This is a genomic window from Methylocystis sp. B8 (assembly GCF_005771425.1).
Lineage (GTDB): Bacteria > Pseudomonadota > Alphaproteobacteria > Rhizobiales > Beijerinckiaceae > Methylocystis.
In genome coordinates, this window is the sequence record NZ_VBTZ01000004.1 from 210,936 (window position 1) to 224,567 (window position 13,632).

Genomic DNA, 13,632 nt, shown 5'->3' on the forward strand with positions numbered 1-13,632 from the left:
GATGCAAGTATGCGGAATGCCTCTATTCATACTCGCCCAATTAGGCTGTGGGGATGCCCGCGACAAGCATGGGCATGACGAATCGGGGAGATCCAAATGATTGGCCTCCTCACAGATGGCGCGCCGGAGCCGCTTGGCGTCACGCCAGATGAGAGCGGCGCGAATGTCGCTATCTTTTCTGCGCACGCTAAATCGATCGAGCTTTGTCTTTTTAATGAAGCTGACGAAGAAATTGCGCGCATAAAATTGCCGGCGCGCAGCGGCGACGTTTTTCATGGATATATCGAAGGTTTGAGAGAAGGCCAGCGCTACGGCTTTCGCGCTTATGGACCCGATGCGCCCCACGACGGCCATCGCTTCAATCCAGCGAAACTTCTCGTCGATCCTTACGCGCTCGCGCTCGACCGCGCCTTCACGCTGCATCCTTCGTTGTTCGCTTATGGCGAGGCGGCGGGCGCCGATAGCGCCGTGCATCTGCCGAAGGCGATCATCACGAAGCCGGTCTACGCGGATTCGGCGCGGCTCAGACATCCGTGGGCCGATACGATCATCTACGAGCTTCACGTCAAAGGCTTCACCGCGCTTCATCCTGACATTCCGCCGCATCTGCGCGGGACCTTCGCCGGTCTCGCGCATGACGCGGCGATCGCGCATTTAAAGCGCCTCGGCGTGACGACGCTGGAGCTACTGCCTTGCGCCGCATGGATCGACGAACGTCATCTGCCGCCGCTCGGCCTCTCTGATTACTGGGGCTACAACCCGATCGCGATGATGGCGCCCGATCCGCGTCTGGCGCCGGGCGGCTGGCGCGAAGTTCGGGGAGCCGTCGCGAGGCTCCATGACTCCGGATTCGAAGTCATCCTCGACGTCGTGTTCAACCATACGGGCGAGAGCGACGAATTCGGTCCGACGGTCTCTTTCCGCGGACTCGACAACGCCAGCTACTACCGGCTCGCAGAAGATCGCGCGCGTTATGCTAATGACTCGGCCTGCGGCAATGTTCTCGACTGCGCGCGCGCGCCTGTCGTTCGCCTCATCATGGATGCGCTGCGCGCATGGGCGCTGTATGGCGGCGTCGATGGCTTCCGTTTCGATCTGGCGCCGACGCTCGCGCGTGGTTCTTCGTGGTTTAATCGCGACGCGCCGTTTCTTTCAGCGCTGCTGCAAGATCCCATATTGCGGGATTTGAAGCTTATCGCCGAGCCCTGGGACCTCGGCCCCGGCGGCTATCAGCTCGGCAAGTTTCCCGAGCCTTTCGCCGAATGGAACGATCGCTACAAGGATAGCGCGCGGCGATTCTGGCGCGGCGATTCCTGCGGCGTCGCCGAGCTCGCGACGCGCTTCGCCGGCTCGCAGGATGTCTTTTTGCGCAGACGTCCTTCGCGCAGCGTCAATTTCATCGTGGCGCATGACGGCTTTACGCTGCGCGATCTCGTCTCCTATGCGCATAAGCATAATGAAGCGAACGGCGAAGAGAACCGCGACGGCGCTGACCACAATCTCTCCTGGAACAGTGGCGTCGAAGGCGAGAGCGAAGACGCAGCGATCAATGCGGCGCGCGCGCGAGACGCGCGCAATCTGCTCGCGACGCTGCTTTTCTCGCGCGGGACGCCGATGCTCCTCATGGGCTCGGAACTTGGCAAGGCGCAGTCCGGCAACAATAATGCCTATGCGCAGGATAACGCCCTCTCATGGATCGATTGGGCGCAAGCCGACGAGCAGCTGATCGAAACAACGGCGAAGCTCATCGCGCTTCGCAAGCGGCATACAGCATTGCGCGATGATCGCTTTCTTGATGGCGAATCGCATGACGCTGCGCTCATCCCCGACGTCGAATGGCTGCGCCCTGACGGCGCGCCGATGCGCGAAGATGATTGGCGCGACGGCGACGCACAAACGCTTGTGGCGGCGCTTTATGCCGAAGACGACCGCGTCATCGTCGTTCTGCATCGCGGTTCGCAGAAGATCGTCATGCGACCCTCGCCTGCCCGAGAAAATCACGGCTGGAAATTGGCGTTCAGTTCAGCAATGGACGGCGCGGACGAAGATGTTGAAGGAAGCCTCTTCGTCGCACCGAGCTCGGTGACGTTTCTCGTCGAAGAGAGGCGCGTGTTGCGCCGATCCTCAGGGCCTGTTCCGGAAGAAATGCTGTCGCGTCTTGCCGAGGCCGCAGGCGTTCAAAGACAGTGGCGGAGCGTAGAAGGGGCCCTGCATGACGTTCCCCGCGAAACGGTCTCAGCGTTGCTGGCGCAACTCGGCTTTCCGGCGGGCACGCTCAACGACGTCCGCGACAGTCTCGCGCGGCTTTCCGATTTTCGCGATAGGCGCGCCCTGCCGGAGAGTTGCTCGGCGAAGGAGGGCGAGTCTTTCACCCTTCGGCTCGCCGCGCGCGACGGCCGCATCCCGGGCTGGATCATCGCCACGCACGAAGACGGAAGCAAGTCGCGCATTGCGCTACGCGCAGAAAACGCCACGCCGACCACATGGCAGGGACTTGACGGAAGACGCTGTGAAGGGGTCGAGGCGCGGCTTCCACCACTTCCGGCGGGTCGTCATCGCTTGTCGCTCGAGAGCGGCGAGATTTGTGCGCTCACTGTCGCGACGATGCGCTGCCATTTGCCGGAGGATGCGCGACGCGAGTTCGGCATTTCCGCGCAGCTTTATTCCGTGCGTCGCGACGGCGATCAGGGAATCGGCGACTTTTCGACGCTCGTGGAACTTGCGTGCGTTGGCGCGAATGCCGGCGCTGCGCTCATTGCGATCAATCCGTTGCACGCTCTGTTTGCGCAAGATCGCTCACACGCCAGCCCGTATTATCCTTCCGACCGGCGCTTCCTTGATCCCCTTTATATCGACGTCGCTAACTTGGCGCGCACGCTTGGCGCTGCAATCGATTTCGATGAGAGTTCTGCGGTCGCGCTCCGCGCCGTTCCAGAGGTCGACTATCCTGGCGTTCATACGTTGAAGATGGCGGCGCTCGAGCGCGCTTTCGAAGGTTTCCTCGATCTCATGCGCCGCCAGCCTGATGCGACGCCCGCTGCGTCGTTCTCGCGCTTCATCGCCCAAGGCGGGGCGACGCTCGCGCGCTTCTGCCTGTTCGAGGCGATCAGCGAGACGCGCGGTGGCCAGGGCTGGCGGATGTGGCCGCCCGAGCTTCGCGAGGCGAGCGCTGCGGCGTTATTTGCTTTCGCGAGCGAACATGAGTCGCGCATTCGCTTTCACCAGTTTCTGCAATGGCTCTCCGAGGCGCAGTTTGCGCAAGCGGCGCAGGATGCGCGCGCCGCCGGTCTGTCGCTCGGCTTCTGCCGCGACCTCGCCATCGGCGCGGCGCCAGACGGCGCGGAGCATTGGAGCCGCGCGGGATGTTTCATTGACGGCTTTTCGATTGGCGCGCCGCCTGACCCATTCAATCCGGAGGGCCAGAGCTGGGGCCTCCCGCCGCCCAATCCAATCGAAATGGAAAAAGATGGCGGCGCCGATTTCGCGGAGCTGTTGCGCGCCAACATGCGCCATGCCGGCGCGCTGCGCATCGATCACGTCATGGGCCTCGCGCGGCTTTTCCTCGTTCCGGACGGCGAAAGGCCCGCGGCCGGCGCCTATGTCAGTTATCCGTTTGACGCCTTGCTTGGCCAACTTGCGCTCGAAAGCCAGCGCGCGCAATGCCTCGTCGTCGGCGAAGACCTCGGCACTGTGCCGCGAGGGTTCCGGGAGCGCGTCGCGCCGGCCGACGTGCTGAGCTATCGCGTTCTATGGTTCGAGCGCTCGGGCGAGAGCTTCATGCAGCCGAAACTTTATCCGAAGAGCGCCATGGCCTGCGTGTCGACGCATGATCTGCCGACCATCGCAGGGTGGTGGGCGGCGGCCGACATAGCCGAGAAGGAAACGTTGGGGCTCATTGCTCCGGAGGCGGCTGAAGCTTCCCGTGCTGCGCGGCGCGCAGAAAAACACGCGCTCCTCGAAGCGCTTCGCGCTCAGGCGCTGATCGGCGACGCTCATCAATCTTCGAGCCCCTTTGACGACGCCTTGGCGCAGGCGCTCCATGCGTTCGTCGCGCGTACGCCGTCTTTGCTCGCAATGGCGCAGCTCGACGATCTCGCGGGCGAGACGAGCGCCATCAATCTGCCCGGCACGGATCGGGAACGCTCGAATTGGCGGCGAAGGTTGCCCCGATTGCTCAATGAACTTTTTGATTCGCCGCGCGCATGCGCGATCCTCGCCGGGCTTTGCCGCAATGTGGACGCTATTTCAGGGGCATATCCGGCGTCTGGCGAAATTGATGCCGCGGATGGACATGAGCGTTTCGGGCAGGGCGCGTAACGAGGCCACGAAGCGCAGGCTGATGTCTGCGGCGCTCGTTGCGATTCCTTTCGCCTTCCCGGCGCATGCCGAGCAACAGAGCGCGGATGTCTCGTCAAAGCAGCAGGAATTGCGCGGCCTTGAAGACACCATGGGCGCCGCTCAGGAGCGGGCGCGTAAGCTTGAAGAGCAGCTCATAGATCACGCTGCGGCGCGCGAAAGACTGAACGGCGCGCTTATTGATGCGACGCTGCGGCTGCAGGAGACGGAAACGCGCGCAGCCGAGATCGAGGAGCGGCTTTCGACGCTCACCGAGAACGAGCGGAAGATTGTGTCCTCACTCGACAGTCGGCGCGCGTTGATTATGGAAATTCTCACCGTCCTGCAGCGCATGGGCCGTCGGCCGCCGCCGGCGCTGATGGCGCGACCGCAGGAGATTCTCGAAGCCGTGCGCGCGTCGCTTGCGCTCGGCGCGGTGCTGCCGCAAATGCGCGCCGAGGCGCGGCAGCTTCAGCGCGACCTGACCGAATTGGAGCAGGTGCGCGACGGCGTCCGGCGCGAACAGAATCTTCTTGGCGAACAGCGCGCAAGCCTCAAGGCGCAGCGCGAAAGGCTTGCGCCGATGATCGCCGAGCGCCAGGAGGCGCTCTCGACCGCGCAAAGCGCATTGAAGGCGGAGCAAGAGCGCGCACGGTCGCTGGCGCAACGCGCAACGAGCCTTAAGGACCTCATTGCGCGGATGGAGGCGGAAAGCGTGGCGGCGCAGCGCGCGGCGGAGGCGGCGCGCAAGGCCGACGAAGAGCGCGCGGCGGCTCAGGCCAAGCTTTCCGAGCAGGAACGGCTCAAGGCGCTGTCTGCGCCGTTTAAAGACCCGGCTCGGCTTGCGCCGGCGGTCGCCTTCGTCGATCTCAAAGGCCGGCTGCCGGCTCCCGCTTCAGGATCGATTGTGCGCCGTTTTGGGGCGCCGGACGGTTTTGGGGGCAAGGAGAGGGGGCTGTCGATCGCGGCGCGGGAAAATGGCGTCGTTATCGCCCCTTGCGATGGATGGATAGCCTTTTCAGGGCCTTATCGAAGTTATGGACAACTCTTGATCATCAACGTCGGCGGCGGCTATTATGTGGTCCTGGCCGGCATGAGTCGCACCAATGTCAACGTGGGACAGTTTGTTCTCGCGGGTGAGCCGGTAGCCAGCATGGGTGACGGGACCGCGCAAACCGCGGCGACCATCGCAATCGGCGCGAAACAACCCATACTTTATGTTGAGTTCCGCAAGGACGGAGCGTCAATCGACTCGGGCCCATGGTGGGCAAAGTCAGACAGTCGGAAGGTCGGCGGATGATTCGCAAAACAGTCCTTATCGCTACGGGAATCGCTATTGGAGCGGGATGCGCCACGCTGGGTCAGCAGGCGCGCGCCGTCATCGGCGCTCCGGCTCAGGCGGCTTCTGCCGACACCTATAAGAACTTGAGCCTTTTCGGCGACGTGTTCGACAAGGTGCGGGCCGACTATGTCGAAAAGCCCGACGAGCAGAAGCTTGTCGAAAACGCCATCAACGGCATGCTGACCTCGCTCGATCCGCATTCCAGCTACCTCGACGCCAAAGCGTTCAAGGACATGCGGACTCAGACCGAAGGCAAGTTCGGCGGTCTGGGCATCGAGGTCACGCAGGAAGACGGACTCGTTAAGGTCGTGGCGCCGATCGACGACACGCCGGCCTCGAAGGCCGGGATCCTTTCGGGCGACCTCATCGGCGCCATCGACGACGAGACCGTCCAGGGCATGACGCTCAATCAGGCTGTCGACAAGATGCGCGGCGCGATCAACACGCCGGTCAAGCTGACGATTTTCCGCGGCAAGAACAAAGACAAGATCGACGTTAAACTCGTCCGGGCCGAGATTCACATCAAATCCGTGCGTTCGCGCAAACAGGGCGATGACATCGCTTATATTCGCATCTCGCAGTTCAATGAGGAGACGGCGGAAGGCCTGCGCAACGCCATGGCCAAGGCGGTGCAGGAAATTCCTGCGGACAAGTTCAAGGGCTACATCATCGACCTGCGCAACAATCCGGGCGGATTGCTCGATCAGTCGATCCAGGTCGTCAACACCTTCATCGACAAAGGCGAGATCGTTTCTACGCGCGGCCGCAACGCCGATGAAACCCAGCGCTATAACGCTCGTGGCTCGGGCGATTTGTCGAAGGGCAAGCCGGTTGTCGTGCTGATCAATGGCGGTTCGGCTTCGGCGTCCGAAATTGTCGCCGGCGCGCTGCAAGACCACAAGCGCGCGACGCTGATCGGAACGCGCTCCTTCGGCAAGGGCTCCGTGCAGACCATTATTCCGCTCGGCGGCAGCGCCGGCGCGCTGCGGCTGACGACGGCGCGCTATTACACGCCATCGGGCCGCTCCATCCAAGCCAAAGGCATCGATCCGGACATGGTCATCCTGCAGGAGGTGCCGGACGAGCTTAAAGGCAAGGACGACACCAAGGGCGAGGCCTCGCTCAAGGGCCATCTCAAGAATGGCGAGGACGAGAAGACCGGCTCGCAGGCCTATGTCCCGCCGGACGAGACGAAGGACAAGCAGCTCATCGCTGCGGTCGAACTTTTGCACGGCAAGCCGAGGGCGCAAATCCTCGCCGAGCAGACAAAGGACGTCGCCAAGGACGTCACCAAACCGCCGGCCAAAGCCGCGAATTGACGGGGCAGTCTGCGGGGCTTAGGCAGTCGGCGGGAGTTCCGGCCGTCGATGAGTTTTCTTTCCACTTACGCTAATCCAACGCGCTTTCTGCGGTTTGCAGAAGGCGCGTTGCCGTGGCTTTCAGGCGCCACTCTGCTGCTGCTGGCAATCGGGCTCTACGGCGCCTTCACGGCGCCGCCCGATTATCAGCAGGGCGAAACGGTCCGGATCATGTACATCCATGTTCCGTCCGCCTGGATCGCGATCTTCGCTTATGTCGTGATGACCTCGGCGTCGCTCGGCGTTCTCGTGTGGCGTCATCCGCTGGCGGACGCGGCGCAGAAAACCGCGGCGAATCTCGGCGCCGCCTTCACGTTCATCTGTCTCGTCACCGGCTCGCTTTGGGGCAAGCCGATGTGGGGCACATTCTGGGTGTGGGACGCGCGCCTCACCTCGATGCTGGTTCTCTTTCTCCTTTATCTCGGCCTCATCGCCGTAAGGCAGACAATGGACGACACGCCGCGCGGCGCGCGCATCGCGGCGATCATGACGCTCGTCGGCGCAATCGACATTCCGATCATCAAATATTCGGTCGACTGGTGGAATACGCTGCATCAACCGGCTTCGGTGTTTCGCATTGGCGGACCTTCGATATCGGGATCGATGCTGTGGCCGCTCATTATCATGACGCTCGCTGGGACGCTGCTATTTTTGACGTTGCATGTGATGGCGATTCGCAATGAAATCCTGCGGCGCCGCTTGGCGCGGCTTTCCATGCAAGCGGTCCGCGCCGGTGAACCTGCCGGCGACGAAAGCATGGAGCCGGCGAAGTGAGCGATCACTGGCTTTACATCGCCGCCGCCTATGGGGTGACGGTCGTGACGCTCGGCGTCGTCACCTTACGCATCATCCTCGATTATCGGCGTCTGCGCGCAGAGCTGGCGCGCTTCGGCGCGGCTGGCGCGCGCGATCAAGGAGAGGACGCGTGAGCGACGCCGTCGCGCCGCGTTCAGCGCTGCGTTTTCTACCCCTGGCGCTCTTCGCGCTGCTGGCGCTCGTCTTTCTTGTGCGGCTCTTCTCCGGCGACGCGTCGCGCATTCCCTCGGCGCTCATTGGCAAGCCCGCGCCTGCCTTCGATCTGCCGGCGCTTGAAGGATTAGCCGGCGTTCCGGGTCTCTCGACAGAGGATTTGCGCAAGGGTCACGTCAGCCTCGTCAATGTTTTCGCGAGTTGGTGCGGGCCATGCCGACAGGAGCATCCTGTTCTTATGGCGATCGCCGGCGATGAAGCGCTCAAGGCGAAAGGCGTCGCGCTCTACGGGCTTTCCTACAAGGACGAGAGGGCGAAGGCGTTGGGCTTTCTTGAGGAGGGCGGCAATCCTTTCGCGCGCGTCGGCGTCGACCCCCTAGGCCGCACGGCGATCGACTTCGGCGTCTATGGCGTGCCGGAGACCTTCGTCATTACGGGCGACGGAACCATCGCCTATAAATTCGTCGGGCCGCTGACGCCTTCCGCCGTCGCGACGACGCTCATTCCCGAGATTGAGAAGGCGATGGCGGGCAGCGGCGCCGCGACGCGCTGAGCGTGTGAGTTAAGGCGCTCTGAGGAAGAGGCCCACTGTAAGCGCCGCGCCGATTACGATGATGAAGATGCGCAGGAGCCTTTCATCGATGTGGTGAATCAGGCGCGCGCCCACGATCCCGCCGATCGTTGCCCCCGCGCTCGTCACCAGAGCCTGCGGCCAATGCAGATCCGGCGAAAACAGGAAGATGACGACGGCGGAAGCGTTCATGACGCCCGCGAGAACATTCTTGGTGGCGCTGGCGATGCGCACGCCCTGTCCGGCCATGGTGAGCGCGGCGACCATCAGAAAGCCGATGCCGCCGCCGAAATAGCCGCCGTAAATTGAAATCAGAAATTGCGCGAGCCCCGCGCCCGGCGCGCTGAGATGCGTATGCGTCTCGCTGGGTTTGCGAAAGAAACTGCCCCAAGCGAAGACCCCAGTCGCGAAGAGCACCAGCCATGGCACGAGACGCGCGAAAAGACCGCGTGGCGTCGCCAGCAGCACCGCCGCGCCGACGGCGCCGCCGACGATGCTGATGACGAACAGCGTGCGCAGCGAAAGCCCGTTGGCGCCCGTTGCGAGTTTGCGGCCTGTCCAACCTGTCGCGACCTGTGCCGGAAACAGCGCCACGCATGACGTGACATTGGCGGCGAGCGCGTCCATGCCCGTAAACATCAGCATGGGAAGCGTGAGGAACGAGCCGCCGCCGGCAAGCGCATTCTGCGCGCCCGCCCAAGTCGCCACGGCAAACAGCAGAATGAAAGCCATGCGCGCCTATGTCAGGTCACGCCATTCAAATCAAGCGGGCGGACTCCATCATCAGCCCGTCGGCCACGACGCGAACGAGCTTCTCGAGCTGGTCGTCGAGGAGCTTGGGCGGCGTGTCGGCGATCTTCTCCTCAAGTCCGAGCGATACGACGCCATGCACGGCCGAGAATAGCGTTCGGGCGAAAGCCGCGCGCGCCAAATGGTTTGTTCCCGGCAGCAGCTGGGATAGGGGCGCGTCGAGCCGATTGAACAGGCGATTGCGCGCGTCGACATACCATTGCGGGGGCGCGACGCCCGGCGGCAGGCGATGTTCGAAAAGCGCGCGCCAACTCGGCTGTTCCGCTCTTGCAAAATGCAAATAGGTCCGCGCCATTGCTTGGAGCGCTTGCGTGGCCTCAGCGTCTCCCAGCGCCAAATCGATCGCGGATTCGAGGCGCGCCAGCGTTCGCTCGTTGACGCACAGGATCAATTCGTCGAGGTCATCGAAAGCGGTATAGATAGCGCCGAGCGCACAGCCAGCCGCAGCGGCAAGATCTCGCGCCTTTAGACCGGCGAGGCCTTGTGTGGCGACTGTTTCCCGGGCGACTTCGATCAATCGCTCGCGCAACTGAGAACGGCGGTCGGCTCCAGCCTCGATCGTTTTCTGATTCAACGGGGACCTCCTCCCGAGCTTGAACATAGTTCATTTATTATTGACGGCGGCGCGAAAGCGCTTAGTCTCAATTATGAACGCAGTTCATGGCGAAAGGCTGGCCTTAAGGCCCATTGTAACGCGCCAGACTTGACCGATCCTTAAGGGTAATCGACGAAAGTCTCCGCGCCCCTCCCGGATGTTTTGGACATGACGCATTCGCTTCTCGCTTCGCGGCGCTTCGCGCCGTTGTTCTGGCGTCAGTTCCTCGCGGCCTTTAACGATAATTTTCTGAAGAACGCCTTGGTGCTTTTGATCTTGGCCCATACGGCCGAGAGTGGGCCTACTCTCGTAACTCTCGCCGGCGCAGCCTTCATCGCGCCGTTCTTTTTCCTATCGGCGATCGGCGGCGAATTCGCCGACAAATATGACAAGGCGCGCGTCGTGCGTTGGCTGAGCGTCGCCGAACTCGGCGTCGCCGTCCTGTCGGCGGCGGGCTTTCTTTTCGCCAATATACCGGCGCTCTTTGGCGCGCTCATTCTCTTTGGCGTCATCGGCGCGCTCTTTGGCCCGATTAAATACGGCATTCTGCCGGACCATCTGACCCAGGAGGAGCTTCCGGCCGGCAATGCGCTCGTCGAGAGCGCGACCTTCTTCGCGATATTGACCGGCACCATCGCCGGCGGCGTCGCCCTCCATGTGGGAGATGGGGTGATCCTCGCCGGGGCGGTCATGGGCGTCGCGGTTCTCGCTCTTGGCGCAGCGTGGCTCATTCCGCCAACGGGGCGCGCGGATCCCGATCTTGCCGTCGACGCGAATGTCTTCCGCTCGACCTTCAAACTTTTGCGGCACTTGCGCGCCCAGCCAGAGTTGCGGCGGCTTGCAATCGTCACAAGCCTCTTTTGGCTGTTCGGCTCCATCGCCATGTCGTTGGCGCCCTCGCTCATTACCCAGACGCTGCATGGCGCCGAGATCGTCGTGAGCGTGCATCTCGCGCTGTTTGCCGTCGGCATCGCTGCAGGATCGGGCCTCGCCGCCTTTCTGCTCAAGGGCAAGATCGTGCTGCTTCCCTCGGCCGTCGGCGCGGCCCTCGTCGCCTTGGGGTCAGCGGACCTCGGCGTTGCGCTTCTACTCTCGCCTGCGCCCGCCGCAGCGACGGGGCTATTGCCGGAAGCCTATTTTGCTCAGCCGCTCGCCTGGCGCGCCGCGATCGATTTTTCATTGCTCGCGATCGCCGGCGGCCTGATGATCGTGCCGTCCTTCGCCGCCATTCAGGCGCGGAGCGCGCCGCAGGAACGCGCCCGCACCATCGCCGCGGTCAGCGTGCAGAACGCCGCTTTCATGGCGCTCGGCGGCGTCGGCGTGGCGGGACTGCAGAGCCTCGGCGTCTCGTTCGCGGCGATCCTACTTGGCGTGGCGGCCGTTGCGCTCGCCGCTTCAATTTGGATGGTTAATGTGGTCGTCGCTTCGCCGTTGCAGGATCTGCTCTCGATCTTCTTTCGCGCCTTCTACCGTCTCGACGTGAAGGGGCTGGAAAATTTCGACCGGGCCGGGCCCAATCCCATCGTCGCGCTCAATCATGTGAGTTTCCTCGACGCGGCGGCGATTCTCGCCGTCATGCCAAAGGAGCCGGTTTTCGCCGTCGACCACACGATCGCGAAAAAATGGTGGGCGAAGCTGTTTCTCAAATTCGCGCGCGCCATCCCGCTTGATCCATCAAATCCGTTCGGCGTGCGCGCTCTTGTCAATGCGGTCAAGGACGGAAATCCGCTCGTCATCTTCCCAGAAGGCAGGCTTACGGTCACAGGCAGTCTGATGAAAGTCTATGATGGAGCCGGACTGGTTGCGGAAAAATCCGGCGCGATGATCGTGCCTGTTCGCATTGACGGCGCCGAGGCGACGATGTTCTCCCGGCTGACGCGTGAACAGGCGCGCCGCCGCTGGTTTCCAAAAGTCACGCTTACCGTAATCGAACCCGTCCGACTGACCGTTGACGACGGGCTGAAGGGAAAGGCGCGTCGGATTGCGGCAGGCGCGGCGCTCTATCACGTTATGTCGGATCTCGTCTTCCGCACGACGAATATCGATCGCACTCTTTTTGAAGCCGTTGTCGAAGCGGCGCGCGCGCATGGGCTCTCGCTAGTCGCGCTTGAAGATCCGGTCGCCGGCAAGTTGAGCTATCGCAGGCTTTTGATCGGAACGCGCGCGCTCGCCAACAAAATTGCGAATATCGGCAAGCCGGGCGACGCAATCGGACTGATGTTGCCGAACGCCAATGGCGCGGGAGTGACTTTCCTGGCGATCATTTCCGCCGGTCGCATCCCGGCGATGATCAATTTCACCGCCGGCGCCGCAAATATTCTCGCGGGCTGCGAGGCGGCGCAGGCGGGGACGCTTCTAACGTCGCGCGGCTTTATTGAGAAAGCCAACCTCGAAAAACTCGTCGCCGCTCTCGAAGAGAAAGTGGCGATCGTCTATCTTGAGGACATAAGGGCGCGCGTCTCGCTTGGCGATAAGCTCGACGCCTTCCGACGATTCCGACAGCCCATTGTCGCGCGTAAGGCCGACGACGTGGCGGTTATTCTTTTCACCTCAGGTTCGGAGGGCGCGCCAAAGGGCGTAGCGCTGTCGCATAAAAACATGCTCGCCAATGCGGCGCAGGCGGCGGCGCGCATCGACTTCGGACGGGCCGACAAGGTCTTCAATGTCCTGCCGATGTTCCACTCCTTCGGTCTGACGGTCGGCTTTACGCTGCCGCTGATCTCGGGCGTTCCGATCTATCTTTATCCGTCGCCGTTGCACTATCGCATCGTGCCCGAACTCGTTTACGGCGCAAACGCGACGATTCTTTTCGGGACTGACACGTTTCTCGCGGGCTACGCCCGCGCGGCGCACTCTTATGATTTCCGATCTATTCGCTATGTCGTCGCCGGCGCAGAGCCCGTGAAGCAAGTGACGCGCGATACGTGGTTGGAGAAGTTCGGCGTGCGCATTCTCGAGGGTTATGGCGTGACGGAAGCCGCTCCAGTGCTCGCGCTCAACACGCCGATGTTCAATAAGTTCGGCACAGTCGGACGGATGATGCCAGGCGTTGAGCATAGGCTCGAACCCGTCCCTGGCGTGGAGAACGGCGGACGTCTGTTGGTGCGCGGACCCAACGTCATGATGGGTTATCTCAAAGTCGATAAGCCCGGCGTGGTGCAGCCTCCGGAGAATGGCTGGCACGATACGGGCGACATCGTCACGATCGATGCGCAAGGCTATGTGACGATCAAAGGTCGCGCCAAGCGTTTCGCCAAGATCGGCGGCGAGATGATTTCGCTGGCGGCCATCGAACAACTGGCGGCGGAACTTTGGCCGGATGCGCTATCGTCGGCGGCGACGGAGATCGATCCGCGCAAGGGCGAGAGAATCGTTCTCGTGACGCAGCAGAAGGACGCCACGCGCGCAAATTTCCAGACCTACGCCAAGTCGAAAGGCGCATCCGATCTGATGATCCCGGCGGAGATCGTGATCGTTGAGCATGTGCCGCTTCTTGGTTCAGGCAAAGTCGATTTCGCCGCAGTGACGAAGTTGGTGCGCGAGCGTGGGCGTTATATTCTACCTAATCCGCGGCTGCCCAACGGTCTGCACGGACGCATAGATGGAAACGCCGCGATCTCGGTTTGAATGGGCATCTCGTTTGAACGTCTAT

At 62.5% G+C, this 13,632-nt stretch carries 9 protein-coding genes; 7 read left to right on the forward strand and 2 right to left on the reverse strand.

The window, feature by feature from the left end; translation table 11 throughout:
• The first annotated feature begins 96 nt into the window (after positions 1-96).
• From glgX to FEV16_RS09705, 6 genes are read left to right on the forward strand one after another with little or no spacing between them, the layout of a single operon-like run.
• Complete coding sequence (gene glgX / locus FEV16_RS09680) at positions 97-4,317, forward strand: glycogen debranching protein GlgX (protein WP_138167415.1); 4,221 nt, start codon at positions 97-99, stop codon at positions 4,315-4,317.
• Entirely contained in the window at positions 4,277-5,635 is a 1,359-nt protein-coding gene (locus FEV16_RS09685; RefSeq protein WP_138167416.1) for a peptidoglycan DD-metalloendopeptidase family protein, read from the forward strand. The genes glgX and FEV16_RS09685 overlap by 41 nt, the downstream gene beginning before the upstream one ends.
• The gene (locus FEV16_RS09690) at positions 5,632-6,996 is read left to right on the forward strand and encodes a S41 family peptidase (RefSeq protein ID WP_138167417.1); all 1,365 of its coding nucleotides are present in this window, start codon (positions 5,632-5,634) and stop codon (positions 6,994-6,996) included. The genes FEV16_RS09685 and FEV16_RS09690 overlap by 4 nt, the downstream gene beginning before the upstream one ends.
• Positions 6,997-7,044: 48 nt before the next feature.
• Positions 7,045-7,809, forward strand: a complete 765-nt coding sequence (locus tag FEV16_RS09695; protein WP_138167418.1) for a heme ABC transporter permease — start codon at positions 7,045-7,047, stop codon at positions 7,807-7,809.
• Complete coding sequence (gene ccmD, locus FEV16_RS09700; protein ID WP_138167419.1) at positions 7,806-7,964, forward strand: heme exporter protein CcmD; 159 nt, start codon at positions 7,806-7,808, stop codon at positions 7,962-7,964. Before FEV16_RS09695 ends, ccmD begins: the two co-directional genes overlap by 4 nt.
• The gene (locus FEV16_RS09705; protein ID WP_138167420.1) at positions 7,961-8,557 is read left to right on the forward strand and encodes a DsbE family thiol:disulfide interchange protein; all 597 of its coding nucleotides are present in this window, start codon (positions 7,961-7,963) and stop codon (positions 8,555-8,557) included. Before ccmD ends, FEV16_RS09705 begins: the two co-directional genes overlap by 4 nt.
• A 9-nt stretch (positions 8,558-8,566) precedes the next feature.
• On the opposite strand, the gene FEV16_RS09710 is transcribed toward FEV16_RS09705, so the two are convergent.
• Both FEV16_RS09710 and FEV16_RS09715 read right to left on the reverse strand, forming a co-directional pair.
• Positions 8,567-9,307: a sulfite exporter TauE/SafE family protein gene (locus tag FEV16_RS09710; protein ID WP_138167421.1), complete on the reverse strand. Its 741-nt coding sequence runs from the start codon at positions 9,305-9,307 to the stop codon at positions 8,567-8,569.
• Positions 9,308-9,332: 25 nt separating this feature from the next.
• Positions 9,333-9,959 carry a TetR/AcrR family transcriptional regulator gene (locus FEV16_RS09715; protein ID WP_246657253.1) on the reverse strand — a complete coding sequence of 209 codons (627 nt, stop codon included), beginning with the start codon at positions 9,957-9,959 and terminating at the stop codon, positions 9,333-9,335.
• 189 nt (positions 9,960-10,148) lie between these two features.
• Here FEV16_RS09715 and FEV16_RS09720 point away from each other — a divergent pair, with 189 nt between their 5' ends.
• Positions 10,149-13,607, forward strand: a complete 3,459-nt coding sequence (locus tag FEV16_RS09720; RefSeq protein WP_138167423.1) for an acyl-[ACP]--phospholipid O-acyltransferase — start codon at positions 10,149-10,151, stop codon at positions 13,605-13,607.
• The last annotated feature ends 25 nt before the right edge of the window (positions 13,608-13,632 follow it).

Bases quoted from the DNA above. Each gene is read 5' to 3' on its own strand.
- glgX (WP_138167415.1), top strand. From the start codon at position 97: ATGATTGGCCTCCTCACAGATGGCGCGCCGGAGCCGCTTGGCGTCACG.
- FEV16_RS09685 (WP_138167416.1), top strand. From the start codon at position 4,277: ATGCCGCGGATGGACATGAGCGTTTCGGGCAGGGCGCGTAACGAGGCC.
- FEV16_RS09690 (WP_138167417.1), top strand. From the start codon at position 5,632: ATGATTCGCAAAACAGTCCTTATCGCTACGGGAATCGCTATTGGAGCG.
- FEV16_RS09695 (WP_138167418.1), top strand. From the start codon at position 7,045: ATGAGTTTTCTTTCCACTTACGCTAATCCAACGCGCTTTCTGCGGTTT.
- FEV16_RS09710 (WP_138167421.1), bottom strand. From the start codon at position 9,307: ATGGCTTTCATTCTGCTGTTTGCCGTGGCGACTTGGGCGGGCGCGCAG.
- FEV16_RS09720 (WP_138167423.1), top strand. From the start codon at position 10,149: ATGACGCATTCGCTTCTCGCTTCGCGGCGCTTCGCGCCGTTGTTCTGG.